This window comes from Streptomyces camponoticapitis (assembly GCF_014646115.1).
Classification (GTDB): domain Bacteria; phylum Actinomycetota; class Actinomycetes; order Streptomycetales; family Streptomycetaceae; genus Streptomyces; species Streptomyces camponoticapitis.
Genome location: NZ_BMMV01000024.1, coordinates 77,254 through 101,599 on the forward strand (window position 1 = coordinate 77,254; position 24,346 = coordinate 101,599).

22 protein-coding genes and 1 pseudogene are annotated in these 24,346 nt (G+C 71.0%); 16 read left to right on the forward strand and 7 right to left on the reverse strand.

Annotation, left to right across the window (positions count from 1 at the left end):
* Positions 1-108 precede the first annotated feature (108 nt).
* The 8 genes from IEY79_RS29530 to IEY79_RS29565 all read left to right on the forward strand — a co-directional run bounded on the left by IEY79_RS29530 (position 109) and on the right by IEY79_RS29565 (position 9,729).
* Complete coding sequence (locus tag IEY79_RS29530) at positions 109-1,410, forward strand: ABC transporter substrate-binding protein (RefSeq protein ID WP_189110689.1); 1,302 nt, start codon at positions 109-111, stop codon at positions 1,408-1,410.
* Between the two features lie 14 nt (positions 1,411-1,424).
* Positions 1,425-2,378: a carbohydrate ABC transporter permease gene (locus IEY79_RS29535; protein ID WP_189110690.1), complete on the forward strand. Its 954-nt coding sequence runs from the start codon at positions 1,425-1,427 to the stop codon at positions 2,376-2,378.
* Entirely contained in the window at positions 2,378-3,196 is an 819-nt protein-coding gene (locus IEY79_RS29540) for a carbohydrate ABC transporter permease (protein ID WP_189110691.1), read from the forward strand. Before IEY79_RS29535 ends, IEY79_RS29540 begins: the two co-directional genes overlap by 1 nt.
* Before the next feature lie 137 nt (positions 3,197-3,333).
* On the forward strand, positions 3,334-5,610 hold the full coding sequence (locus IEY79_RS29545) for a beta-xylosidase/alpha-l-arabinosidase (protein ID WP_189110736.1): 2,277 nt from the start codon (positions 3,334-3,336) through the stop codon (positions 5,608-5,610).
* A 55-nt stretch (positions 5,611-5,665) separates the two neighbouring features.
* Entirely contained in the window at positions 5,666-7,288 is a 1,623-nt protein-coding gene (locus IEY79_RS29550; RefSeq protein ID WP_189110692.1) for an alkaline phosphatase D family protein, read from the forward strand.
* A gap of 366 nt (positions 7,289-7,654) precedes the next feature.
* Positions 7,655-8,521: a Sco1979 family transcriptional regulator gene (locus tag IEY79_RS29555; RefSeq protein ID WP_189110693.1), complete on the forward strand. Its 867-nt coding sequence runs from the start codon at positions 7,655-7,657 to the stop codon at positions 8,519-8,521.
* A gap of 28 nt (positions 8,522-8,549) precedes the next feature.
* Positions 8,550-9,335 (forward strand): SAM-dependent methyltransferase, encoded by a 786-nt coding sequence (locus tag IEY79_RS29560; protein ID WP_189110694.1) that lies wholly within the window; start codon positions 8,550-8,552, stop codon positions 9,333-9,335.
* Positions 9,336-9,456: 121 nt separating this feature from the next.
* The gene (locus tag IEY79_RS29565) at positions 9,457-9,729 is read left to right on the forward strand and encodes a DUF6296 family protein (RefSeq protein WP_189110695.1); all 273 of its coding nucleotides are present in this window, start codon (positions 9,457-9,459) and stop codon (positions 9,727-9,729) included.
* 68 nt (positions 9,730-9,797) lie between these two features.
* On the opposite strand, the gene IEY79_RS29570 is transcribed toward IEY79_RS29565, so the two are convergent.
* Both IEY79_RS29570 and IEY79_RS29575 read right to left on the reverse strand, forming a co-directional pair.
* The gene (locus tag IEY79_RS29570) at positions 9,798-10,808 is read right to left on the reverse strand and encodes an iron-containing redox enzyme family protein (protein ID WP_373292645.1); all 1,011 of its coding nucleotides are present in this window, start codon (positions 10,806-10,808) and stop codon (positions 9,798-9,800) included.
* Positions 10,809-11,092: 284 nt separating this feature from the next.
* Positions 11,093-12,109, reverse strand: coding sequence for an alpha/beta fold hydrolase (locus tag IEY79_RS29575; RefSeq protein ID WP_189110696.1), 1,017 nt, complete (start codon positions 12,107-12,109; stop codon positions 11,093-11,095).
* A 444-nt stretch (positions 12,110-12,553) separates the two neighbouring features.
* On the opposite strand from IEY79_RS29575, the pseudogene pdxR reads away from it, so the two are divergent.
* From pdxR to IEY79_RS29590, 3 genes and pseudogenes are all read left to right on the forward strand, one after another.
* Positions 12,554-13,886, forward strand: a pseudogene (gene pdxR, locus IEY79_RS29580) (MocR-like pyridoxine biosynthesis transcription factor PdxR).
* A gap of 90 nt (positions 13,887-13,976) precedes the next feature.
* Positions 13,977-14,168, forward strand: a complete 192-nt coding sequence (locus tag IEY79_RS29585; RefSeq protein WP_229701224.1) for a toxin-antitoxin system HicB family antitoxin — start codon at positions 13,977-13,979, stop codon at positions 14,166-14,168.
* Positions 14,165-14,461: a hypothetical protein gene (locus tag IEY79_RS29590; protein ID WP_189110697.1), complete on the forward strand. Its 297-nt coding sequence runs from the start codon at positions 14,165-14,167 to the stop codon at positions 14,459-14,461. The genes IEY79_RS29585 and IEY79_RS29590 overlap by 4 nt, the downstream gene beginning before the upstream one ends.
* 63 nt (positions 14,462-14,524) lie before the next feature.
* On the opposite strand, the gene IEY79_RS29595 is transcribed toward IEY79_RS29590, so the two are convergent.
* Complete coding sequence (locus IEY79_RS29595) at positions 14,525-16,426, reverse strand: RICIN domain-containing protein (protein ID WP_189110698.1); 1,902 nt, start codon at positions 16,424-16,426, stop codon at positions 14,525-14,527.
* Positions 16,427-16,619: 193 nt separating this feature from the next.
* Between IEY79_RS29595 and IEY79_RS29600 the strand changes: the two genes are divergently transcribed.
* Entirely contained in the window at positions 16,620-17,276 is a 657-nt protein-coding gene (locus IEY79_RS29600) for a TetR family transcriptional regulator C-terminal domain-containing protein (RefSeq protein ID WP_373292646.1), read from the forward strand.
* A gap of 31 nt (positions 17,277-17,307) precedes the next feature.
* Here the strand turns inward: IEY79_RS29600 and IEY79_RS29605 are convergent, their stop codons facing one another.
* Complete coding sequence (locus IEY79_RS29605; RefSeq protein ID WP_189110699.1) at positions 17,308-17,877, reverse strand: PadR family transcriptional regulator; 570 nt, start codon at positions 17,875-17,877, stop codon at positions 17,308-17,310.
* A gap of 68 nt (positions 17,878-17,945) precedes the next feature.
* Here IEY79_RS29605 and IEY79_RS29610 point away from each other — a divergent pair, with 68 nt between their 5' ends.
* Positions 17,946-18,764, forward strand: a complete 819-nt coding sequence (locus IEY79_RS29610; protein WP_189110700.1) for an SGNH/GDSL hydrolase family protein — start codon at positions 17,946-17,948, stop codon at positions 18,762-18,764.
* On the opposite strand, the gene IEY79_RS29615 is transcribed toward IEY79_RS29610, so the two are convergent.
* On the reverse strand, positions 18,703-19,293 hold the full coding sequence (locus tag IEY79_RS29615) for a helix-turn-helix domain-containing protein (protein ID WP_189110701.1): 591 nt from the start codon (positions 19,291-19,293) through the stop codon (positions 18,703-18,705). The two genes, IEY79_RS29610 and IEY79_RS29615, sit on opposite strands and share 62 nt — an antisense overlap.
* Before the next feature lie 83 nt (positions 19,294-19,376).
* Here IEY79_RS29615 and IEY79_RS29620 point away from each other — a divergent pair, with 83 nt between their 5' ends.
* Positions 19,377-21,047, forward strand: coding sequence for a bifunctional NAD(P)/FAD-dependent oxidoreductase/class I SAM-dependent methyltransferase (locus IEY79_RS29620; RefSeq protein WP_189110702.1), 1,671 nt, complete (start codon positions 19,377-19,379; stop codon positions 21,045-21,047).
* A gap of 37 nt (positions 21,048-21,084) precedes the next feature.
* On the opposite strand, the gene IEY79_RS29625 is transcribed toward IEY79_RS29620, so the two are convergent.
* A complete protein-coding gene (locus tag IEY79_RS29625; protein ID WP_189110703.1) occupies positions 21,085-21,756 on the reverse strand; it encodes an HAD-IA family hydrolase in 672 nt (223 codons plus the stop codon).
* Between the two features lie 188 nt (positions 21,757-21,944).
* On the opposite strand from IEY79_RS29625, the gene IEY79_RS29630 reads away from it, so the two are divergent.
* Together IEY79_RS29630 and IEY79_RS29635 are read left to right on the forward strand one after the other, a co-directional pair.
* The gene (locus IEY79_RS29630) at positions 21,945-22,433 is read left to right on the forward strand and encodes a MarR family winged helix-turn-helix transcriptional regulator (RefSeq protein ID WP_229701226.1); all 489 of its coding nucleotides are present in this window, start codon (positions 21,945-21,947) and stop codon (positions 22,431-22,433) included.
* On the forward strand, positions 22,430-23,758 hold the full coding sequence (locus tag IEY79_RS29635; protein ID WP_189110704.1) for an MFS transporter: 1,329 nt from the start codon (positions 22,430-22,432) through the stop codon (positions 23,756-23,758). The genes IEY79_RS29630 and IEY79_RS29635 overlap by 4 nt, the downstream gene beginning before the upstream one ends.
* Before the next feature lie 28 nt (positions 23,759-23,786).
* Here IEY79_RS29635 and tpg read toward each other — a convergent pair whose 3' ends face one another.
* The gene (gene tpg, locus IEY79_RS29640; protein WP_189110705.1) at positions 23,787-24,344 is read right to left on the reverse strand and encodes a telomere-protecting terminal protein Tpg; all 558 of its coding nucleotides are present in this window, start codon (positions 24,342-24,344) and stop codon (positions 23,787-23,789) included.
* Between the last annotated feature and the right edge of the window lie 2 nt (positions 24,345-24,346).

Sequence of the window (24,346 nt, forward strand, 5' to 3'; positions counted from 1 at the left end):
TTTCGCCGAGTGATGACATCGATGTTGACCGGCACTTGAGGGCACCTTACGGTCGCACCCCAACAGAGACTTTCGGGCAAATTACCGATACTTTCGAGAGGTCGACCGATGAAGACACGCGCACGGTTCCGTCGAGCCGTCGCAGGCGGCGCGGCACTGGTTCTGAGTCTGGGCCTGGCTGCCTGCGGCAGCGGCGGCTCATCCTCCGGCGATTCGGACGAGTTCCACGTACTGGTCTACGGCGATGCCACGAACCGGGTGGAGGAGCGGATCGTCGCCACCTTCAACAAGACCTCCGAGGTCAAGGCCGTCCTGGACACCGTCCCCGGGGCCGACTACCAGCAGAAGCTCCAGACGGTCATCAACACCCCGCAGGCGCCCGACGTGTTCTTCAACTGGGGCGGCGGGAGCATCTCGCCCTTCGTCGAGGCGGATCTGCTGCTGCCGCTCGACGACATGATCAAGAACGAGCCGGGGCTGAAGTCGAACTTCCTCCCGTCGGTCTTCGAAACCGCGCAGGTCGACGGCAAGACGTACGGCGTGCCGATGCGCGGCACCCAGCCGGTGCTGCTCTTCCACAACAAGAAGGTGCTCGCCGACGCCGGCGTCGAGCCGCCCCGCACCTGGGACGACCTGCTGGCCGCCGTGAAGACCCTGAAGGCCGAGGGCGTCACGCCCATCGCTCTCGGCGGCGGCGACAGGTGGACCACGATGATGTGGTTCGAGTATCTGTACGACCGCGTCGCGGGCCCCGAGCTGTTCAAGAGCGCCCTGGCCGGCGACAAGGAGGTCTGGGAGAGCGCCGACAGCAGGAAGGCGCTGGACATGCTGAAGGAGCTCATCGACGCGGGCGCCTTCGGGACCAACTACGACTCGGTCAAATTCACCGACGGCGGCTCCCCCGCCCTGCTTTCGAGCGGCAAGGCGGCCTTCGAGCTGATGGGTTCGTGGGCGTACTCCACCCAGCAGGACGCGGACCCCGACTTCGCCAAGAACGATCTCGGTTACGGTGCCTTCCCGAGCGTCGAGGGCGGCAAGGGCGACGCGGCCAACCTGGTCGGCAACACCAACAACTTCTACTCGGTCCGCAAGTCGACCGAACACGCCGACGCGATAGCCGAGTTCCTGCAGCTCATGTACTCGGACGAGTTCGTCGAGTCGCAGCTGGCGATCGGCAATCTGCCGACCACCACCAACACCGCGAAGTTCCTGGACGCCGCCGACAACCCGGAGTACCTGAAGTACCAGTACGACCTGGTGGACAAGGCGCCGGCGTTCCAGCTGTCGTGGGACCAGGCGTACCCCCCGAAGAACATGACGCCCATCTATGTGGCGGTCCAGCAGTTCTTCAACGGGCAGCTCGACGCGGACGGCTTCATCAAGGCCATGCAAGCCCTCACGACCGCCTGAGAGGGACGTCCTTCATGGTTTCTCTGACCGCTCCCGTAGCGAAGGACGGGCACCGGCCCGCCCGGACCTCGGGGCCGGCCGGTCCCGCGGCCCGCCGCCGGACCGGCCGGCCCGGTATCGGCTGGGCGCTGCCCGCCGTCGTGTTCTTCGCGCTGTTCGCCGTCGTGCCGCTGGTACTGGTGGCCGTCCTGTCCTTCACCACCTGGTCGGGTCTGGGCTCACCGGAGTTCGCCGGTTTCGACAACTGGGTCACGCTGTTCCACGACCCGGTGATGATCAAGAGTCTGTGGCTGAGCGTGCTGCTCACCGTGCTGGGGGTGGTGGTCCAGACCCCGCTGAGCATCCTGCTCGGGGTCTGGGCCGCGGGCCCGCAGCGCAACCGGGCCGTGCTGTCGGCGGTCTTCTTCGTCCCGCTGCTGCTGTCCGCGACCGCGGTCTCGGTGCTGTGGCGGGCGCTGCTCGACCCGAACTTCGGGGTCCCCTCGCAGGCGGCCTGGCTCTTCGGGGACGGCAACCTCCTCGGCAGCCGTACGGGAGCCATCTCCGTACTGGTCCTGGTGAGCGCCTGGCAGTTCACCCCGCTGCACGCGCTGATCTACCAGGGCGCGACGCGCGCCATCCCGGCGGTCCTCTACCAGGCGGCGGAGATCGACGGCGCCGGGCGGGTGCGCCAGTTCTTCCACATCACCCTGCCGCAGCTGCGCAACTCCATCATCACGTCGGTGATCCTGATGGTCGTCGGGGGTCTCACCACCTTCGACACGGTGCTGATCCTCACCCAGGGCGGACCGGGCACCGACACCACCATCAGCGCCTACTACATGTACCAGAAGGCATTCAAGGGCTTCGAGTTCGGCGCGGGCGCGGCCATCGCGCTGCTGCTCGTCCTGGTGGCCACGGCCGTCTCGCTGGTCGTGGTGCGGGTCTCCGGCTACGACCGGATGGCCGGCACCAAGGAAGGCATGTGATGAGGCGCCGCCCCAACTACCTGGCGGGCGTGGGTGTCACGCTCTGGCTGTTCGTCGTCGGCCTGCCGCTGTACGTCATGCTCGGCGCCGGGGTGCAGTCGCGCCCGGACTACAACGCGGGCGGCCCGCTGGGCTTCCCCGACCACTTCACGCTCGACAACTATGTCGACAGCTTCTCGAACGGCTTCGGCCGGTACTTCGTCAACACCCTGATCGTGACGGCCAGTGTGGTCGCGATCGTGGTCCTCCTCGTCCCGCCCCTGGCGTTCACGATCGTCCGCAACCGGGGCCGCACCACGTCGGGAGTCTTCCGGCTCTTCCTGCTGGGGCTGGCGATCCCCGCGCAGGCGGTGATCGTGCCGATGTTCTACGTCATCAGCGAGGCGGGTCTCTACGACAACCTCATCGGCGTCATCCTGCCGACGGCAGCGTTCTGCATGCCGGTCTGCGTGCTCATCCTGACCGGCACCATGCGCGACATCACGAACGACCTCTTCGAGGCGATGGCCATCGACGGCGCCGACACGCGGCGGGTGTTCTTCCAGCTCGTCGTGCCGCTGTCGAAGAGCGGGCTGTCCACCGTCGTGGTGTTCGCCGCGCTCCAGGCGTGGAACGGGTTCCTCTTCCCGCTCGTGCTGACCCAGTCCGAGGAGTCCAAGGTGATCACCCTCGGTCTGTACAACTTCCAGACCCAGCACGGCGTCGAGATCCCGGGGCTGCTGGCCGCCGTGGTGCTGTCCACCGTGCCCGTCCTGCTCGTCTACCTGTTCGCCCGGCGGGCCCTGGTCCAGGGGCTGATGGGCGTCGGAGGAAAGTGACCGACAACGTGACCACCGACGCCCCCTCGGGCACGCACACCGGCACCGCTCACGCGGACGGCGGCCCCGGCGGACTCCGCGACGACCGTTCCCGGACGGCGGCCCGTGCCGCCCGCGTCGAGGAGCTGATAGCCGCCATGACCCTGGAGGAGAAGCTGGCCCAGCTGTACGGCCTGTGGGCGGGCGCTTCCACCGACGGCGCCGAAGTCGCCCCGCACCAGCACGACATGGACGAGCCGCCCACCCTGGACGAGCTGGTCCCGTACGGACTCGGCCAGCTGACCAGGCCGTTCGGCACCGTCCCCGTCGATCCCGCCCTGGGCGCGCTGTCCCTGATGCGCAGTCAGGAACGGATCGTCGCGGGCAACCGGTTCGGCATCCCGGCGATGGCCCACGACGAGTGTCTGGCCGGCTTCGCCGCCTGGGGCGCCACCACCTATCCGGTCCCGCTCTCCTGGGGCGCGGCCTTCGATCCCGACCTGGTCAGGACCATGGCCGCGGCGATCGGGAACGACATGCGGTCGGTCGGTGTCCACCAGGGTCTTGCCCCCGTGCTGGACGTGGTGCGCGACGCCCGCTGGGGCCGGGTCGAGGAGACCATCGGCGAGGACCCGTATCTCGTCGGGACCATCGCCACCGCGTACGTGCGGGGGCTGGAGTCCACCGGTCTGGTGGCCACCCTGAAACATCTCGTGGGCTATTCGGCCTCCCGCGCCGGCCGCAATCTGGCCCCGGTGAGCATGGGGACCAGGGAACGCGCCGACGTCATGCTCCCGCCCTTCGAGATGGCGCTCAGGGAGAGCGGCGCACGGTCGGTGATGCACGCGTACACCGACACCGACGGCGTTCCCTCCGCCGCCGACGAGCAGTTGCTGACCGGACTGCTCCGGGACACCTGGGGTTTCGAGGGCACGGTCGTGGCGGACTACTTCGGCATCGCGTTCCTCAAGTCCCTGCACGGGGTGGCCTCCGACTGGGGGGAGGCGGCGGCCGCGGCGCTGACCGCCGGGGTCGACATCGAACTGCCGACCGTGAAGACCTTCGGGCAGCCCCTGCGGGAGGCCGTCGCCGAAGGGCGGTTGACGACGAAGGTGGTCGACCGGGCACTGCGCCGGGTGCTGACGCAGAAGGCGCAGCTCGGCCTGCTGGACCCGGACTGGAGCCCGCTGCCGCCCGCCCTGGCGGACGCCGATCTCGACGCGCCGTCCGACCTGCTGCGTGACACCGTGAGCCTGGACACCGCCGAGCACCGGGACATCTCCCGCCGCCTCGCGGAGCGTTCGGTGATCCTGCTGCGGAACGACGGGGTCCTGCCGATGGACCGGCCCGCCCGGATCGCGGTCGTCGGCCCCCAGGCCGACACCCCCACCGCCGTCCTCGGCTGCTACTCCTTCCCCGTCCACGTCGGGTCCCAGCATCCCGGCACCCCGGCGGGGATACAACTGCCCACGCTGCTCCAGGCGTTGATGTCGGAGTTCCCCGGCTGCGAGATCGTCACCGCGGCCGGCTGTGCCGTCGACTCGGCGGTCACCGACGGATTCGCCGCCGCGCTGCGGGCGGTGCGCGGGGCGGACCTGATCGTCGCGGCTCTCGGCGACCGGGCGGGGCTCTTCGGCCGGGGTACGAGCGGCGAGGGCTGCGACGCGGAGTCGCTGGCCCTGCCCGGCGTACAGCAGCAGTTGCTCGACACACTGCTGGACACCGGTACGCCGGTGGTGGTCACGCTGCTCGCGGGCCGGCCGTACGCGCTGGGCGACGTAGCCGTGAGCGCCTCGGCCGCGATCGTGCAGACGTTCTTCCCCGGACAGGAGGGAGCGCGGGCGATCGCGGGGGTGCTGAGCGGCCGGGTCGAGCCGTCGGGCCGGCTGCCGGTGAGCGTGCCGCGGCGGCCGGGCGGGCAGCCGGCCACCTATCTGGGCGCGCGGCTGACACGGGACGGCGACTCGTCGAATGTCGATCCGACGCCCGCGTTCGCGTTCGGGCACGGGCTGACGTACACCTCCTTCGTCTGGTCCACGCTGACGGCCGACAGCACGGCCCCGACCGACGGCGAACTGCGGCTGTCCTTCACCGTGCGCAACACCGGCGGGCGGCCGGGCACGGAGGTGGTGCAGCTGTATCTGCACGACCCGGTCGCTTCGGTGGTGCAGCCGGTCCAGCGGCTCGTGGGCTATCTGCGGGTGCCTCTGGAACCGGGCGAGGCGGCGAGGATCAGCGCCTCCGTCCCCGCCGACCTGGCCTCCTTCACCGGACGGGACGGGCGCCGGATCGTGGAGCCGGGCGAGCTGGAGCTGCGGCTCGGCGCCTCCAGCGCGGACACCCGGCTCACCGCCCGCGTCACGCTGACCGGGGCCGTACGCGAGGTGGACCACACCCGCGAGTTGCACGCGCGACTACGCCGGGAGGAGGAATAGATCACCCTGATGCGGCGTCAGCACCAGTGCATAACAGGGCATATGACTCGTCACCATGGGAAATCATCTGCCCGAATTCCGCGCCGCCGCCCGCCGTATCAACCGCCGTCAGTTCGTCACCCGCGCCGGCGCCGCGGCCGTGCTCGCCTTCGCTGCGAACATGCCGGCCGCCGGCGCGGCCGCCGCCCGCCGGCTCAATCCCCGGGAGATCACGAAGGATCCCTTCACGCTGGGTGTCGCCTCGGGCGATCCGCGTCCCGACACGGCCCTGCTCTGGACCCGGCTGGCGCCCGAGCCGTACACGGCGGACAGCGGCCTGCCGGCCGAGCGCGTCGAGGTGGAGTGGGAGGTCGCGTACGACGAGCGCTTCGCGCTGATCGTCGCGAGCGGTACGGCGACGGCCCATCCCGAGTTGGACCACAGCGTGCGCGTCGAGGTACCGGGGCTCTCTCCCGGCCGCTTCTACCACTACCGCTTCCGGGCCGGCACATGGATCAGCCCGGTCGGCCGCACGCGCACCGCCCCCGCCGCCGGAACCCCGACCAGCCGGCTCAGGCTGGCGACACTGTCCTGCCAGGCCTACTACCACGGCTATTTCACCGCGTACGGGCATCTCGCCGCGGAGGACCTCGATGTGGTCGTGCACCTCGGCGACTATCTGTACGAGTACGCGGTGACGGCGGCGGGCGGCGAGCGGAAGTACACCGACCGCACGCTCCCCGCGCACTACAACTCCGAGACGGTGACCCTGGAGGACTACCGGCTGCGCTACGGCCTCTACAAGTCCGACCCGGACCTGATGGCCGCGCATGCCGCGCACCCGTTCGTCGTCACGTGGGACGACCACGAGACGGAGAACAACTACGCGGACCAGACGCCCGAGAACGATGTCCCGCCGGAGGAGTTCCTGCTGCGCAGGGCCGCCGCCTACCGCGCCTACTGGGAGAACCAGCCGCTGCGCGCCCCGCAGCGGCCGGAGGGACCGGACATGCGGCTCTACCGCCGGCTGCACTTCGGACAGCTCGCCCAGTTCGACATCCTCGACACCCGCCAGTACCGCTCCAACCAGGTGCAGGGCGCCAACTGGCAGGTTCCCGGCCCGGAGTCGAAGGATCCCCGGCGCACCATGACCGGCGAGACACAGGAACGCTGGCTGCTCGACGGCTGGAAGAACTCGAACGCGACCTGGAACCTCCTCGCCCAGCAGGTGACCTTCGCCCAGCGCCGCGATGTGCCGGGGTCCGACTTCAGGCTGTCGATGGACGCGTGGGACGGGTACACCGCCTCCCGCCAACGCCTGCTGGACGGTGCCCAGGCGGCCGGTCTCAACAATCTGATGGTGCTGACCGGCGATGTGCACGTCGGCTACGGCTTCGACCTCAAGGAGGACTTCGACGACCCGAGGTCCCGCGTCGTGGGGACGGAGATCGCCACGACATCGGTCAGCAGCGACAGGGACGGCGCGGAGAAGCCGTCCAACTGGTCGAACCTCACCTCCGCCAACCCGCACCTGAAGTACTACAACGGGCGCCGGGGCTACACCACGTTCACGCTCACGCGGGACCGGGCGACGGTCACGTTCAACACGCTGACCTCCGTGACGAAGCCCGGCTCCGCGCTCACCAGGGCGGCGTCGTTCGTCACGGAGGCGGGCAATCCGGGCTTGACGCCCGCGTAACCGGGCGGCTCCGCGGGCGTCATGGCGGGGTGAGACCGTCCGGCGGGTTTTCCGCCCGGCCCGGGAGAGGGCCCCGAGCGGAGCCCCGCCCTCTGGTCGCGGGGACGGCGGAGCGACATGCTGTCGGCATGCCCGCACCACCTCGCCGGCCAGGGCATCACGCACGGACGGACGCGCGCGTCTGCGAGCCCCACCCCGGCCGCCCACCCGGCCAAGATCCCGGATCGAGCTGAGAACCTTGAGACGACGGAGCACGGTGGCCACCGCGGCCGCCGGGAGACCGCGAAAGATCAACAGACCTGCCACAGGCGCCAGTTGCTGTGGCAGACTGTCGGTCATGACTGCGGCAGTGCTCGGGGGTGTGCGATGAGCGAGCCACGGTCGGCTCCGACGATCGGTCAGATCGTGCTGAGCAGACAGCTGTTGGCCCTGCGGGAGAAGGCGGGGCTCAGCCGTGAACAGTCCGGCCAGCTGCTGCGGGTGACCGCGGCCACCGTCCGCCGGATGGAGATGGCGGAGGTCGGGCTCAAAGTCCCCTATCTGCAGATCCTGTTGCCGGCGTACAACGTCCCGGACGAAGAGATAGACGTCTTCCTCCGGCTGGCGGACGAGGCGAACAAGCCCGGCTGGTGGCAGCGGTTCCACGATGTGCTCCCCGACTGGTTCAGCGGTTACGTCAGCCTCGAAGAGGCCGCGAAGACCATGCGCTGCTACGAGCCGCACTTCGTGCCGGGGCTGCTCCAGACCGAGGAGTACGCGCGTCACATCCTCACCACCGGCGCCCTGGGGCAGCAGCTCTCCGACCCCTCCCGGGTCGAACGGCAGGTCGCGCTCCGGCTGGAGCGCCAGGCGCTTCTCACCCGCGCCGACGCGCCCGTCTTCTGGGCCGTACTGGACGAGACGGTGCTGCGCCGGTACGTCGGATCGGCGGACGTGATGCGCGCCCAGATCGACCGGCTGCTCGAAGCGACCGAGCTGCCGAACGTGACGCTGCAGATCGCCGAGTTCAGCGCGGGCCATCACCCGGGCACGTACAGCCCCTTCGTGCTGTTCCGGTTCGGTGTCCCCGAGGTGCGCGACATGGTCTACATCGAGTATCTGACCGGCGCGCTCTATCTCGACGAGGACGGTGAGGTCTCCGAGCACATGGAGGCCATGGACCGGATGGTGGCCCACGCTGAGTCCGCGACCCGTACGCGGCAGCTGCTCTCCGAATTCCGCGCCGCACTGTGACCCACGGCCCGACGCGACGGAGCACCCCATGAGCCGAGGCAAGCCCAGACTCCAGGTCGACACGGGCAGGCCGCACCCGGCGAGGGTGTACGACTGGCTCCTGGGCGGCAAGGACAACTACCCCGTCGACCGGGCCGTCGGGGAGAAGCTGCCCGAGCTGGGGAAGCGCAGCGCCAGACAGAACCGCGCCTTCATGCACCGCGCGTCCGCGTGGCTGGCCTGCCAGGGTGTCGACCAGTTCCTCGACATAGGCACCGGCATCCCGACCTCGCCCAACCTCCACCAGATCGTCCAGGCGGTCAATCCGGCGGCGCGGGTCGTCTACACGGACAACGACCCCATCGTGCTCCGGCACGCCGAGGCGCTGCTGTTCAGCACGGCGGTGGGCGGGACCGACTACATCCAGGCGGACGTGCGCGAGCCCGAGGCGATCCTCCGCCACGCGCGCGGGCAGCTCGACCTCGACCGGCCCGTGGCCCTCTCGCTCGTCGCGCTGATGCACTTCATCCCGGACAGCGACAGCCCGTACGAGATCACCCGTACCGTCCTCGACGCGCTCGCGCCCGGCAGCCACCTCGTGCTCTCGCACGGCACCTTCGACTTCCACAAGGAGCTGGAGGCCCGGATCACCGGGGCCTACGGCAAGGGCGGTATCGAGCTGCGGTTCCGCACCCGGGAAGAGGTGGCGCGGTTCTTCGACGGTCTCGACCTCGTCGAACCCGGGCTCGTCACCGGTCCCGAGTGGTACCGGGACACCGCGGCTCCGGAGCGCGAGGAGAACGCCCTCTACGCGGGGGTCGCCCGCCTCCCCTGAGCTCCTGCCGCGCCTCCGGCGGCCGGGCAGCGCGTTCCCGTTGTCCCGGCCACGCCGGAGGCGAGGATCGGCCGACTGGGTGACGATGGGTGGTGGTGCCTATCGCGGGAGGAGGCCCTCCATGGCTTACCCGGAACGCTATGAGCTGGTGTTCGACGAGACCGCCCCCACCGACCCGAGCGACCTCACGGCCCCAGGGCCGGACCACAAGGAGCGGGACGTGGTGACGGTCAGGCGTACCGCCAGGTCAGGGGCGGGCGGATTTCCCGTCTACGAGGACGAGACGGGCATCGTGCGCGCGGAGATCAGCGACCGGGGCGAGGTTCGGATGCTTGCCAGCGGAGGCCAGCAGGCGCTCAGCACTCCGGTGAAGGCACGGTCGCTCGGGTCGTGAACGAACCCCCGGCCCCGTCCCCTCGGTGATCCGTGAGGGGACGAGGCCAGGGGCTTTCGCGGAGCTGTTCACCGGGGCGTACGCAGGGCGGAGAGGCCGTCGCGCCAGGCGGAGACGAGTTTCTCCGCGAGGCGGGCGTCGAGCACGCCCGTGGCGTCGGCGCCGAAGGCCACATCCGTCTCCAGCCAGGGCTCCTCCTCCAGGAGCCCGCCGACGACTTCGCGGCGGACGAGCTGTTCATGCGCCTCGTCGTCCGCCACATGCTCGTCGTAGAAGTGCGCGGCGGCCTCTCCCGCCCCCACGCGGCGCATCGCCTCGGCCAGCCGGCGCGACGCGGGCGACGAGGCCACCTCGACCGCGGCAAAGTGCCCCACCAACGCGCCGCGGAGCGAGCGGTGCAGACCGAACATCGACATCAGGTTGACACTCGCCAGCATCTCCCCCGTCGCCACGTCCACGTACCGCCCGTATCTCGTGTCCAGACCGAGGTCCGTCATCAGCCCGGCGAAGAGCCGCGCGTGTATTCGGTCCGCCCGGCCCCCGCCGAATTCCTCGAACTCGATCGCGGCCATCGCGGCCTTGGCCCGGCCCCGGAGCCGGGGAATCACCCACGCGTGCGGGTCGGCCTCCTTCAGGTGATAGACCGAGCGCTGGGCGGCGTACTCGCGCAGATGCCACAGCTCCCCCTCGTCCCTGAGGTAGCGGGACGCGCTCGCGCCGTCCGGTGGTTCGACCAGGAGATCGGCGAGGGCCTCGTTGACGTCGGTGCGGCGTTTGGTGTCCGTACGCAGCGCGTCGAGGAAGCGGCGTTCGAGATCGGCGCGGAGCGCGAGCAGCGCCGGATCCCACTCCCAGGCGGGGTCGACGCCGCAGAATCCGCGGTAGTGCAGTTCGTAGCAGAGGTAGAGCGCGAGATGCAGGTCCTCGCCGTACGGGGCGGCGTCGGCGGCCGTTCCCCTCGGCGGCAGGGGGGTCCCGGATCCGGGACGGCCACGCAGGGCACGTACGACTCCGTAACTGAGGTCACCACGGCCCGTCGGCAGAGCCGGCCCGGTGGGCCGGACGTCGGCGTTCTCCACTGACTTCACTCCTTGACCTGATCGAACTGATCAGCGTGCTCGGTTCGATCATTCTCACCCCTTTGCCCTGTCTGTCCCCTTTCGTGGACGACCCTCGGGTGATTACTCCCGGACCGTGGGTAACGCCCGGCCACGCCTCGCGCCCGGCCGTCGACGCCGCCCGTCCCGGTGCGCCGGCCTCCCCGCGCCCGGCGGTCCCGGCGCGGTAGGGGCGTGCGGCTGTTCGGGTGAGCCTGACCCGCCCGGCCCGGACCACCCGGGGCTGCCGCCGCCCGCCGCCGGGGTCAGCGCGCCGGCAGCGCGTCCAGCCACCCGGTCAGGAGACGGTTGACCTCGTCGGGCCGCTCCTGCTGCACCCAGTGCCCGCAGCCGTCGAGGATGTGCGACGAGACCAGGCCGGGAAGGGTGGTGGGGTAGGCCTTGACCGCGTCCGACATCCACGCGAGCGAGGCATCGCGCTCGCCGCCGATGAAGAGGGAGGGCCCGGTGAGGGGCGCGCCGTGCCAGGCGGCCAGGTTGGCCCAGTCCCGGTCGATGTTGCGGTAGCGGTTGAGCGCTCCGGTCGGTCCGGTCCGCTCGAATTCGCCGGCGTAGTGGTCGAGGTCGGCCTCCGAGAGCCACGCGGGCCGCGGTCCGGTGGGGAACCGGTCGCGGAGTCTGCCGCCGGGCGGTACGAAGTAGAGGCTCCCCTCACCCTCCGGCGACATGGTGTCGCCCGAGATCCCGGCGTAGAACCCGGCCAGCCAGCCCCGGATGTCGGGCTCCATCTCCGCCTCCGCTCGGCCGGGCGCCTGGAAGTAGCTGACGTAGAACTCCTCGTCGCCGCCGATCCCCGCGAACACCTCCGTCGGGCGGGGCCCGCCACGGGGCGCAAACGGCACGCTCAGCAGGGCGGCGGCGGTGAAGACGTCGGGGCGCAGCAGGGCGGAGTCGGCGGCGATGTTCGACCCCCAGTCGTGGCCGACGATCGTGGCCGTCTCCTCCCCGAGGGCGTGTACGACCCCGACGTTGTCGGCGACAAGGGAGAGCATCCGGTAGTCCTCGACGGCGGACGGCTTCGACGAGCGTCCGTAGCCGCGTACGTCGATGGCCACCGCGCGATATCCCGCGGCGGCGATCGCGGGGAGCTGGTGGCGCCAGGAGTACCAGGACTCGGGGAAGCCGTGGACCATCAGCACGAGCGGGCCGGTGCCCTGTTCCACCAGATGGATACGGCCGCCGGGGACGTCCACCAGACGGTGTTCGGCGCCGGGCGGGGTGGGTGTGGTGGCTGCCGCGGGCGGCGTGACGGGGTCCGGCATGACTCCTCCTCGGAGTGATCGTTTCCACCACCATCATTCGGCGACCACCGCCGCGCCAAGAGAACTTGCCGGACCGGCAAAACAGCTCGGTCAGCGCCGGGGCGAGGCCCGGACGGAATGCGGCGTCGAGGGCCAGGACTGCCTTGAAGATCCGTGGGGCGACGGTGGCGAAGTTCCTGCGCCGGGCTGTATGAATCGGTGTCATGATCGCGAGGCCGGGAGCCGGATAGACCTTGTGTAAGGTGCGTTTCCATGCTGGATCGACGGGTCAATCACGCGAGCGCGGCCCGGTCCCCCGCCGGTGGGCCTGAGCCTGACCTTGAGGCCGAACCTCAAGCTCAGGTCGAGCCTGAGGCTGAGCCCCGACCTGAGCCTGAGCGTGAGCCCGCGGGGACCGATCTCCATCTGGAGCTGAGCGGGCGGGGATCGCGCCGTGAGCAGTTGATGTCCGCCCTGCGCGACGCCGTCCGGTCCGGCCGGCTGGCCCCGGGCACCCGGCTGCCTCCGTACCGCTCGCTCGCCGTGGACCTGGGCATGGCCCGTAACACCGTTGGCGAGGCGTACGCCGAACTCGTCGCCGAGGGCTGGCTCACCGCACGCCAGGGCTCGGGCACCCGCGTCGCGCCGCGCGCCGCGCGCCGCGCCGCTGCCCGTCGCGAAGGACCGTGTCCGGCGCTCCGCGCCGCCGGCGCGGCGGGCGGCGTACGACTTCATGCCGACGTCGCCGGACGCCTCGGCGTTCCCCCGCGCCGCGTGGCTGACCTCGGCACGCCGCGCGCTGAACAACGCGCCCCACGACGCTTTCGGGGTGGGCGACCCCCGGGGCCGGATCGAACTGCGCGCCGCGCTCACCGAATATCTCGCCCGCGCCCGTGGCGTACGGACCGCGCCCCACCGGATCGTCATCTGCGCCGGCTTCGCCCATGCCCTGCGCATCCTCGGAGAGGTGCTCGACGGGACGGTCGCGGTCGAGTCGTACGGGCTCGCCTTCCACCGTTCGCTGCTCAGCGGCGCCGGGCTGCGCACCGTGCCGCTGACCGTGGACGCGGACGGCGCGCGGACCGCCGAACTGGACGGCGTCGACGCGGGCGCCGTACTGCTCACGCCCGCCCACCAGTTCCCGACCGGGGGTCCGCTGGGCGCGGAGCGGCGGACTGCGGCCGTCGGCTGGGCGCGCGCCACCGGGTCGCTGGTGCTGGAGGACGACTACGACGGCGAGTTCCGCTACGACCGGGAGCCGGTCGGCGCCGTGCAGGGGCTCGACCCCGACCGGGTGATCCATCTGGGCTCCACGAGCAAGAGCCTCTCCCCCGCGCTGCGGCTGGGCTGGCTGGTCCTGCCCGACGCCCTCGTGGACGACGTCCTCGCCGTCAAGGGCTCCCGCGAGCTGTGGACGGGTGTCAACGACCAGCTCGCCCTCGCCGACTTCATCAGCTGCGGCGCGTACGACAGACATGTACGTCTCATGCGGCGCACCTACCGGCGGCGGCGCGACCGGCTGGTCACGGTGCTCGCCGAACAGGCACCGCATATCGGGGTCGGCGGTATCGCCGCCGGGCTGCACGCGGTGCTCGACCTCCCGCCGGGCACGGAGCAGGACACGGTGCGCGCGGCGGGGCGGCTGGGCCTCGCGCTGGAAGGGCTGGGCGCCTTCCGGCACCCGGACAGCACGATGCCGCCCCGCGAAGGTCTGGTGATCGGCTTCGGCGCCCCGCCCGATCACGCGTTCAACGGCGCGCTCCAGGCCCTGTGCACGGCGCTGCCGCCGGCTCCGTAAGACCCGGTCCCGGCGTCGGGAGGGCCTTCGGCCGGTCCCGGAAGTGACACCACATGGCGCAACCACTGTCCGGTTGCTATGGTCGGTCGCATGACCGCCATGACGCTCCGTATTCCGGACGAGATCAACGCATCGATCAAGGCGGGGGCGGCAGCGGCCGGTCTGTCCCTCAACGCCTACATCGTGCGCGCCGCCCAGCGGCAGGCCGTGCTCGACTCCGCCCGCAGGCTCGCCTCGCTCGGACTGGGCGAGGACCTGGGCGGCGAGGGCGACGCCCTGTGAAACGTGGTGAGATCTGGACGCTCGGCGACGGGCGCAATGTCCTGATCGTCTCCCTGGACGGGCTGGAGGGAGCGTACGGAGCGGTGCTCACGGTCGTCCTGCACGACGCCGGGCGCTACCCCGACACCGCGATGTCCGTGGTGATCGACGACCCGCTGCCGTCCACCGCCGTGGCGGTCAACCTCCAGCAGTTGCGGGTCACGCGCTTCGACGGCGCGAAGCTGCTCGGTCCGGTCGACACGGCGGTGATGGAGCGCATCAGCCAGGCTCTGCGCGCGGTGCTCGACCTCTGAGACCGCACAGGCCGAGAGCCGGTGAGCCCCCACCAGGGCTCACCGGCTCAGGTCGTTCGCGTGTTATGCCTGCGGCGCCAGCCGGAAGGTCTGGTTCGCCGCCTCCGTGCAGGGCTGCTGCGTGAGCGTGGCCCCGTTCGCCGTTCCGCCGCTGACGGTCAGGCACTTGTTGCTGTGTCTCGCGGCGAACCGGTAGCGGTCGGTGGTCCCGATCCGCTGCGGCTGCCACTGCTGGTTGGTGCCGCCGGTGTAGCTCCACAGATGCGCGCGGGCCCCGTCCGCGGTGGCGCCCACGCCCCCGTCGATGTCCCACACCTTGCCCGCGTGCCGGTTGACCACCTGGTGATAGCCGTTGCTGGTGGGCCGGAACTGCCAGGTCTGGTTGTTCGCGGCCGGCGCCGAGCACGACCACTGCTGGAGGCCGGTACCGTCCGCCGTGCCCCAACCGGTCGCGTCGAGGCAGGCGTTGCTGCCGGTGTTGACCAACTGGTACCACTTCGCCGGGTCGATGGAGCCGTCACCCGGGTTGCCGGTGTCGGCGCCGGTCCACACGAGGGTGGCGACGGCGCCCGCCGGCAGCGTGTACGTGGCCGAGCGTCCCGCGTCCGTGATGGAGAACGTCCGGGCAGCGCCCGCGCCGTTGACGACGTACGCCGCCTTGCCGCCGTCCGGGTTCTGCCAGACGACGTTCTGTACGCCGCCCGCGCCCTGGCTGGTGGAGCCGATGCGGGTGGCGCCGGGCCTGACGAACTTGGTCAGATGACCGAGGACGTAGTACTCGGCGTTGCGCGTGACCGTGTTGCCGTTGATCTCGACCACGCCGTTGCAGCGGGTGGTGCAGTGGCCCTGGTGGGGGCCGCCGTTCTGGTTGAGGGCGAGGTTCCACATGATCGTGGTCTCACCGCCGTTGCGCATGTTGGCCACGACGAGATTCTCCGCGTGCCACTTCAGTGTGTCGGCGAAGGTGGTGGCCGGGTTGGCGCTGTCGGTCCCCGAGCACTCGGTAAAGAAGACCCGCTTGCCGGCCTGCCTGATCTGCGACTGGCTGGTGGGCTGGCCGCCGTAGCAGTGGAACGCCGCGCCGATCACACGGTTCATGCCCGGGGTCTCGGAGAAGACCTGGAGCGGGTAGTTCGGGTGGTCCCAGTTGTGGTCGTACGCCAGGAGGTTGGTCGGCAGGTTCGCCGCCGTGAGCGTGCGGTCGAGCACCTTGAAGAACGCCGCCTGTTCGGAGGCGGTCATGCTCATCGAGGGGTAACTCGTCGCGAACTCGGGCTCGTTCTGGACCGTGAGGTCGGTGAGCTTCAGGCCCTGCTGCTGGTATCCCTGGATCGCCTTGACCAGGTAGTCGGCGTAGTTCTGATAGCGGTCCGTACGCAGACTGCCGCCGTTGAGGCTGTTGTTGGTCTTCATCCAGGCGGGCGGTGACCAGGGGCTGCCCATGAAGCGGATGCCGGGATTGATCGAGACGGCCTGCTTGAGGACGGGGATGATCGCCTCGTGGTCACGGCCGAGGTTGAAGTCCCCCTGGTTGTCCTCGTAGGTGTAGGCCGCGCCCTGGTTGAAGTCGGTGGCACCCAGCGGCTGGCGCAGATAGTTGATGCCGATACCGTCGCCCTGGGCGGAGAAGAGCGAGTTCATCAGGGCGTTCTTCTGCGTCGCCGGAAGCTGGTTGATCAGATGTCCGGCCGCACCGGTGACGGAGGCGCCGGCACCGGTGAACTGCTGTTCGCGCTGGCCCTGATTGACGTTGATGTCGATGGCCTGCGGCGTGGAGTTGAAGGTGACCTGGCCGTCCGAGGCCAGCTTGCGGCTTCCGTCGGCGGTCGTGATCCACACCTGGGCGGTGGGGTCGGCGGCCTGCGCCGTACCGGACGCGGTCAGTCCGAGGCTTCCGCCCAGCGTGAGCACGCTGAGGGCGACGACGGCTCTGCGAACGACGTTTCTGTGCAGGGTTCTTCGCATACGTGGGGGCTCCTGCCGGTTCGTGTGTCGAACGAATCGCCTGCGGCCCGGGGCGTCCCGTGCCGTGGCCGGGTGGCGCATCGGCGACATGAAAGCATGCTTACTAAGTACTTAGTAAGTCGTCGGGCCGAACTTGTTTCCCGCGGGCGGCCACGGCCGTGAGCGTGATCCGGAGAGCCGTAGACTGCGCCCGGTGAGCAACAGACGAGCGGGGGAACGGGGCAGCGCGGCGGCCGGGCCTGCCCAGCCGCGGACACCCCGAAGCCCGGGGGCCCGGCAGCGGCGCGAGGAGATCCTGCGTATCGCCATGGAGACGTTCGCCGCGCGCGGCTACAACAACGCGTCACTGGCGGAGATCGCGGATCGCGCGGGCCTCACGCAAGCGGGGGTACTGCACTACTTCCGGTCCAAGGAGCTGCTGCTCACGAGCGTCCTCGAACTGCGGGACCAGACCGACATAGAGCAGCTCGGCCCCGACCGCCCCCGCGGTCTCGCCTTCCTGCGCCATCTGATCGACACCTCGCGCCGCAACGCCGAGCGGGAGGGCATCGTACGGCTCTACACGGTGCTCTCGGCGGAGAGTGTCACCGAGAACCACCCCGCGCAGGAGTACTTCCGCGACCGGTACACCGGACTGCGGGCCTTCGTGGTGGACGCGCTGCGCGAGGCGGCCGAACTGGGCGAGGCCCGCGAGGACCTGGACGTCGAGAACGTGGCGAACGCGATCATCGCGGTGATGGACGGACTCCAGGTGCAGTGGCTGCTGTCGCCGGAGTCGGTGGACATGGCCGCCTCGACGGAGCGCGTGGTGTCGTCGCTGCTGGCGTCCATCGCGCCCGCGAAGAGCTGACGCCCGGTCCGACGGGGCGTGAACCGGGGCGTCAACTCGCTTGCGCGGCGCGCCGCTTGGCCCGGATCAGACCGGCCGCCCACACGCACCACTGCTCCGTCTCGGCCTCGTACCGGATGCCGCGCCGGCAGGTGAGGTACGGCCCGAGATGGCTCGTGGTGCGTACGAACTCGCCCTCGTCACGGCCGGAGAGGATCGAGGTCTCCGTCCGGCGGAGCGCGTCCAGTTTCCGCCGGGCCTCCTCCGCGCGGCGTCCCAGATGCGCGAGCAGCGCCTCCGGTTCGACCACGTCGGCGCACTGCACCGCCACGGTCAGCTCGTCCCGCGGATTCGTCGGCCGCAGCGGCCCGGCGGCGAAGTCGACCAGCGCCTGGGTGCCCGCGTCGGTCAGCGCGTAGAGCCGCTTGGTCGGCCGCGACTCCTGAACCACTTCGGTGGCCCGTACGAGACCCTCCCCGTGCAGCCGCGTGAGCTCCGCGTAGAGCTGCTGGGGCCGGGAGTGCCAGAAGTTGGCCACCCCGACATCGAAACGCTTGGTGAGTTCGTAGCCACTGGCCTCGCCCTGGATCAGGGCTGCCAGGACGGCGTGCCGCAGAGACATGACATCACCCTATCCAGGCTTCCCGGCAAGGCTGTTCGGAGCATGATTAATCATCTACCTTATTAGTCATGAATATGAGTACTCAGGCGAGGAGTCTGGTCGCGGTCGGCGACAGCGTCAGCGAGGGCGTCGGCGACCCGTACCGGGGTGGGGCGCTGAGGGGCTGGATCCACTATCTGACGGCGGAACCCGCGAACCACGCCGCCGACGAGGCGCCGGGGCCCGGCCTGGAGCTCGCCGCGAATCTGGCACGCAGCGGCGCGACGGTCGCGGCACTGCGCCGGCACCAGCTGGAGCCGGCCGTCGCGCTGGCGCCCGCGTACATCACGTGCGTGATCGGCGTGAACGACGTCATCGCCGGCCGCTTCGAGGCCGCGCGCTTCGCGGAGGACTACGCGCATGTCCTCGACGCGCTCAGCGCCTCGGCGACCGCCGGTGTTCTGACGATGACGCTGCACGACGTCGCGGCGTCACTGCCCCTTCCGCGGTCGAGGCGGGCGGAGTTGCGGCGGCGGACCGCCGAGGCGAACGAGGTGATCGAGCGGGTGTCGCGGCGCCACGGGGCGTGGATGGTCGACGCGCGCACGGCGGTCCGCGTGGAGAGGACCGGGATGGTCTGCGTGGACCGGCTGCACCCGAACCGCCGGGGCCACCGCTATCTGGCCGCCCTCGCCGGTGAAGCCCTGCGCACCCGTGGCGGCGCGGTGCCGGGACCGGCGGCGGCGATCCCGGAGGCCGATCCGCTGCGCGAGCGGATCGCGTCCGGCGCGCGGCACACCCTGTGGGTCGGCAGGCATCTGGTACCGCCCCTGGCCGGGGCGGTGTTCACTTCCCGGCGGGCCGGGCGCGTACGTGCATCTTCTCCCCCTGCCGACCGAAGATCGTGAGGAACTCGACCCCTTCCGGACTCGCGCTCGCCCAGCCGTGCGGGGTGCGGGTGTCGAACTCGGCGGCCTCCCCGACGCCCAGCACCAGATCGTGCTCGCCCAGACGCAGCCGGAGCCGGCCGGCCAGGATGTAGAGCCATTCGTAGCCCTCGTGCGTCCGCTGCTCCAGTTCGCCGGTGTGCGGCCGGCCGGCCGGGATGATCTGCTTGTACGCCTGGAGCCCGCCGAGATGGCGGGTGAGCGGCACGAAGGTCATGCCGTAGCGCGAGAAGGACCGCAGATGGACACGGGGGTCGCCGGTCGGGGGCGCGTCCACCAGCTCGTCGAGTTGCACGCCGTACGCCTTGGCGAGCGGCAGGAGCAGTTCGAGGGTCGGTTTACGGCCGCCGGACTCCAGCCGGGACAGCGTGCTGACCGAGATCCCGGTCGACTCGCTCAGCGAGGTGAGTGTCGTACCGCGATCGCGGCGCAGGGCCCGAAGACGTGGTCCCACACCCTTCAGAACCGTCGAGAGGTCGTCGTCAGCCATGGCTCCATTTGCCACCTCGGCAAGGAAGTTTGTCAAACGGTGAAGCATGGACGGACCATCTCCGGCAGATGGAGGTGCTTCACATGAAGGTACAAAAAGTAGATTTCGAAGTCGTGGTGATCGGTGGCGGAGCGGCAGGGCTGAGCGCGGGGCTCACCCTCGCACGGGCGCGCCGCTCGGTGCTGGTGATCGACTCCGGCGAGCCGCGCAACGCCCCGGCGTCCCATGTCCACGGTTATCTGGGGCGTGAAGGCATCGCACCGGCCGAGCTGTTGGCCGTGGGGCGCGAGGAAGTCGCGGGCTACGGCGGCGAGTTCATGCGCGGCCGGGTGACGGCGGTCAAGGGCTCGGTGGCGGACGGGTTCCGTCTCGTACTCGAAGAGGGCGCGGCCGTCGCCGAGGTGACGGCGAGCAGGCTGCTGGTGACGACGGGCCTTGCCGACGAACTGCCCGCCGTGCCGGGTGTCGCCGAGCGCTGGGGGCGTGATGTGCTGCACTGCCCTTACTGCCACGGGTGGGAGGTACGCGACGCGCCCATCGGCATCCTGGCGACCGGGCCGCTCTCGGTGCACCAGGCACAGATGTGGCGGCAGTGGAGCGATGACGTGACGCTGTTCCGGCACACCGCGCCCGAGTTCGACGACGAGCAGTACGAGCAGCTCGCCGCGCGTGGGATCGCCGTGGTGGACGGGGAGGTCACCGCCCTGGAGGTGACGGACGACCGGCTCAGCGGGGTCACGCTGGCCGATGGCCGGGTGGTTCCGGTCCGCGCGGTGGTGGTTCCGCCGCTGCTCACCGCGCGCGGGGGCGTCCTCGCGGACCTGGGGGCCGTGGCGGTCGACCGGGAGATGGCCGGTCAGGTGGTCGGCAGCGCCGTCCCCACCGACCCGGCGGGCGCGACATCCGTGCCCGGCGTGTGGGCGGCGGGCAATGTCGCCGATCCGACGGAGAACGTGATCGGCTCGGCGGCGGCGGGGGTGCGCGCGGCGGCCGCGATCAACGCGCACCTGATCGCCGAGGAGACGCGGCGCGCGGTGGAGGCGAGACAGGGCGTGCGGGAGCGGGCGGGCGAAGGAGACGCATCGATGGACCACGGTCGGACCTCCCCTGACAACGGCACCGACGGCGGTACGAGTGAGGAGTTCTGGGACTCGCGCTACGCAGAGAGCGCACGCGTCTGGAGCGGGAACCCGAACACGGTCCTGGTCCGGGAGGCCGCCGATCTGACGCCCGGCCGGGCCCTGGATCTGGGCTGCGGCGAGGGGGCCGACGCGATCTGGCTGGCGGGCCGGGGGTGGCGGGTGACCGCCTGTGACATCTCCGGGGTCGCCCTCGCCAAGGCGCGGCGGCACGCGGAGGCGGCGGACGCGGGCGTCGCCGGGCGCATCGACTGGCAGCGGCACGACTTCGGGACGTCCTTCCCCACCGGGACGTACGACCTGGTCTCGGCGCAGTTCCTGCACTCACCGGACGACATGCCGCGCGAGAAGATCCTGCGGGCCGCGGCTTCGGCCGTCGCGCCGGGCGGGGTCCTCCTGATCGTCGGACATGCCGGACTGCCGTCCTGGGAGCCCGACCCGGACATCGACGTACACCTCCCGACGCCGGACGAGGTCCTCGCATCCCTCGAACTCGCCGACGAGGACTGGGAGGTGCTGCTCAGCGAGGAGCACGAGCGGATCCAGACCCGTCCGGACGGGCAGCCGGGTACGCGTACGGACAACGCCTTGAAGGTCCGCCGCCGCGCGGTGTGACACGCGCCGGGCGGGGTCAGGGTCCGGGGCGGCGGGGTCAGGATCGGGGCGGGCCGTTCGGCCCGTCCAGCCCGGCCAGTGCCTTCCGCAGGTCGGCGGCGGTGCGGTGGAGCACCCCGGTCATGCCGAACGCGACGGCGGCGTCCACGTTCTCCTGCCTGTCGTCCACGAAGAGGCAGCGGTCCGGGGGCACGCCGGCTCGCTCGACGGCGATCTCGTAGATACGGCGGTCCGGCTTGGCCACGCCCACGCGGGAGCTGTTCACCACGGCGTGTGCGAGATCGGTCAGCCCGACGCGGGCCAGGTCCTCGTCCAGCCAGGACGTCGCGTTCGTCACGAGCACCAGTGGGCACTGCTCACGAACGCGCCTGAGCAGGTCGACGACCTCCTCGTCGGTCCGATAGCCGGCCACGGTGAACGCGAGTGCCAGGGCCTCGGCCTCGGGCGGCGACACGCGCGGCAGGAGGCCACGGACGATCGAGCCGGCCCACTCCTCTCGGGTGATCCGCCCGAGCAGCAGCGGCAGATCGTTCTCCGGGGCGAATCCGACGGACGCCGTGGTGCCCTCCGGCACACCAGCCGCCCGTTCGAGACGCGCCACCTCGGAGAAGTCGTGATGGCGGATGACACCGTCGAGGTCGCACAGCACGGCGTCGAGGGGCCGGTCCCCGGCCCCCGGCCCGTTCACTCGGGACTCATACGCGTCCATCCCCGGCCCCCACCCTCCCCTTCGGCCCCTCGCCCATGAGGACCCGCTTGGCCGAACGTACCGCCCGCACGTGCGCGCGAACGAGGGGAGGTCGTCGTCCGCCCGCCGGAGCAGGGCGAGGTGGGCGGACGACGGGCCCCCGACCGGGCGGGTCCGCCGAATTATCACCGTGCTGTTATATTAGCGCTGTGACATCATCCGACCCCACCGCGGTGCCCGATCCCTGGCAACCGCTGCACAAGCTGCTGGCCGCCATGGACGCCGAGATCGAGCAGGTCTACCTCGCTCGTGGCATCGAGGGCGTACGGCCCCGGTTCGCCTATCCCCTCATCCGCCTCGCCCACACCGGGCCACTCACCATCCGCGAGCTCGCGGCATCCCTGGACCGCTCGCACTCCGCCCTCAGCCAGACCCTCACCGCCATGCGCAAGGAAGGTCTGGTGACCTCCGAGCCGGGGCCCGACGCCCGTACCCGGCGGATCGATCTGACCGAACGGGGCCGGTCGCTCGTACCGTTCCTGGAGGCCGAGTGGCGGGCCACCCATGCGACGGTCGCCGAGCTGGACGCCGAGATCCCGTACGCGCTGACCAACGCCGTGGAGGAGCTGCGGCGGGCGCTGGAGCGCCGGTCCATGCGGCAGCGGGTGCTCGACCACCTCGTCGAGCCACGGCGGTGAAGGGGCGCGGCCAGTTCCTCGACACCCGCCCCCTGCGTGGCGGCGGGCCGTTCCTGGATCTGTGGACCGGCACCGCCGCCTCCCAACTCGGCGGCCAGATAGCCACGGTGGCGGTCCTGGCCCAGGTCTGGGACCTCACCCGCAGCCCCGTGGGCACCGGCGCCATCGGGCTCGTCAGCGGTCTGGCGACACTGGTGTTCGGCCTGCTCGGCGGCACGCTCGCCGACGCCGTGGACCGCCGTACGGTCGTACGGGCCACCACCGGAGGCCAACTCCTGGCGGCGGGCGGGCTGTGCGCACAGGCGCTGACGGACAACCGGAACGTCCTGCTCCTGCTCACCCTGGTCGCCGTCGGAGCCGCCTGTTCCGGGCTCGGGGCACCCGCCCGCCGTACCCTCCCGGTCCGGCTCCTGCCGTCCGACCAGGTCGCGGCCGGGCTCGCGCTGACCAACATCTCCTTCCAGGCGGCGATGCTCGCGGGGCCCGCGCTGGCCGGGCTGATCATCGCCCGGTGGGACTTCCCCGCCGCCTACGCCGCCCAGGCCGTGGCCGTCGCGATCTCGGCGCTGGCGGTGATCCGGCTGCCACCCATGCGCCCCGAGGGCGCCGGTACGAAGGGTGGCAGGAGCCGGCCGCGACGTGGGGGCTGGCGCGTCGTGCTGCGCCGCCCGACACTCTGGGGGTCGATGGTCACCGATCTGTGCGCGACCGTGCTCGCCATGCCGGTCTCGCTCTTCCCGCTGGTCAACGAGATCCGCTTCGACGGCGACCCGCGGACACTCGGCCTGTTCCTCTCGGCCGTCGCGGTCGGCGGGATCACGGCGGGTCTGCTCTCCGGCACAGTGACACGGCGGCGCGGCGGCGGACTGATCCAGCTGATCGCCGCCGGGGTCTGGGGCCTGGCACTGGCCGGGTTCGGCCTCGCAGGGCCGCTCTGGCTGGCACTCGCCTGCCTCGCCGTGGCCGGGGCCGCCGACACCGTGTCGGTGATCACCCGCAGCACCCTGGTCCAGTTGGAGACGCCGGACGCGTACCGGGGGCGGGTCTCCTCCGTGGAACACGTCATCGGCGTCGCGGGTCCGGAACTCGGCAACTTCCGCGGCGGTCTGGTCGCGTCGGCCACCTCCGCCCCCTTCTCACTGGTGGCCGGGGGCCTGGCCGCCGCGTCGGCGGTCGCCTTCGTGGCGGCGGTCAACGCGCCCCTGCGCGCCTACCGCACCCCAACTCCCGTGCCTCCGAAACCACTTGAAGCACCTCCCGCATCGGCGACACCTGCCACCGAACCGTCCGAAAGCCCTGAGGCGGCCGGGTCAGGACGGCCCTGAGGGATCACACGTGAACGCCGGCCAGGGCTCAGAGGCTCATCTCGATGTAGTCCAGGTCCGTGAACTCGACCTGGAGGCCGGTCGCACGGCGGCCGTTGTCCTTGAAGTACTGCTCCTGGAGCCCCTCGGCCACGATGGCGCGCAGGTCGCCCTCGTTCGCCCCCGTCTCCCGCGCGGCCAGGAGCCGGGCCGCGACCTGGGGCGGCAGCAGTTCGGTGATGCGCCGCATCCGGGGGTCGTCGGTGGATCCGGCCGCCGCCGTGAACCCGAAGCGGGCTCGGGTCTCGACGACGATCCCCGTGCGTGTGGCGGCTTTCGCCATCGCCTCCTTACGGACGCGGGGCTGCCAGTCCTTCCGTACCTCTTCCGCCAGCCGTGCGGCGAGCGCGGGCCGTGGGCGCTTGAGGTCTCCCCTGACGTAGCGCTCGACCGTGCGCTGGGTGCAGCCGAGCCGGCGTGCGACCGCGCGGGTCGAGCCCTTCTCCTTCTTCAAGAGGAACCGCATCCGCGCGCCGGCGGACTTCGGGATCGGGCGGGTCGCGGTGTTCTCCGCGGCTTTGGTGATGCTGTCGCCGACGATGCCCACGG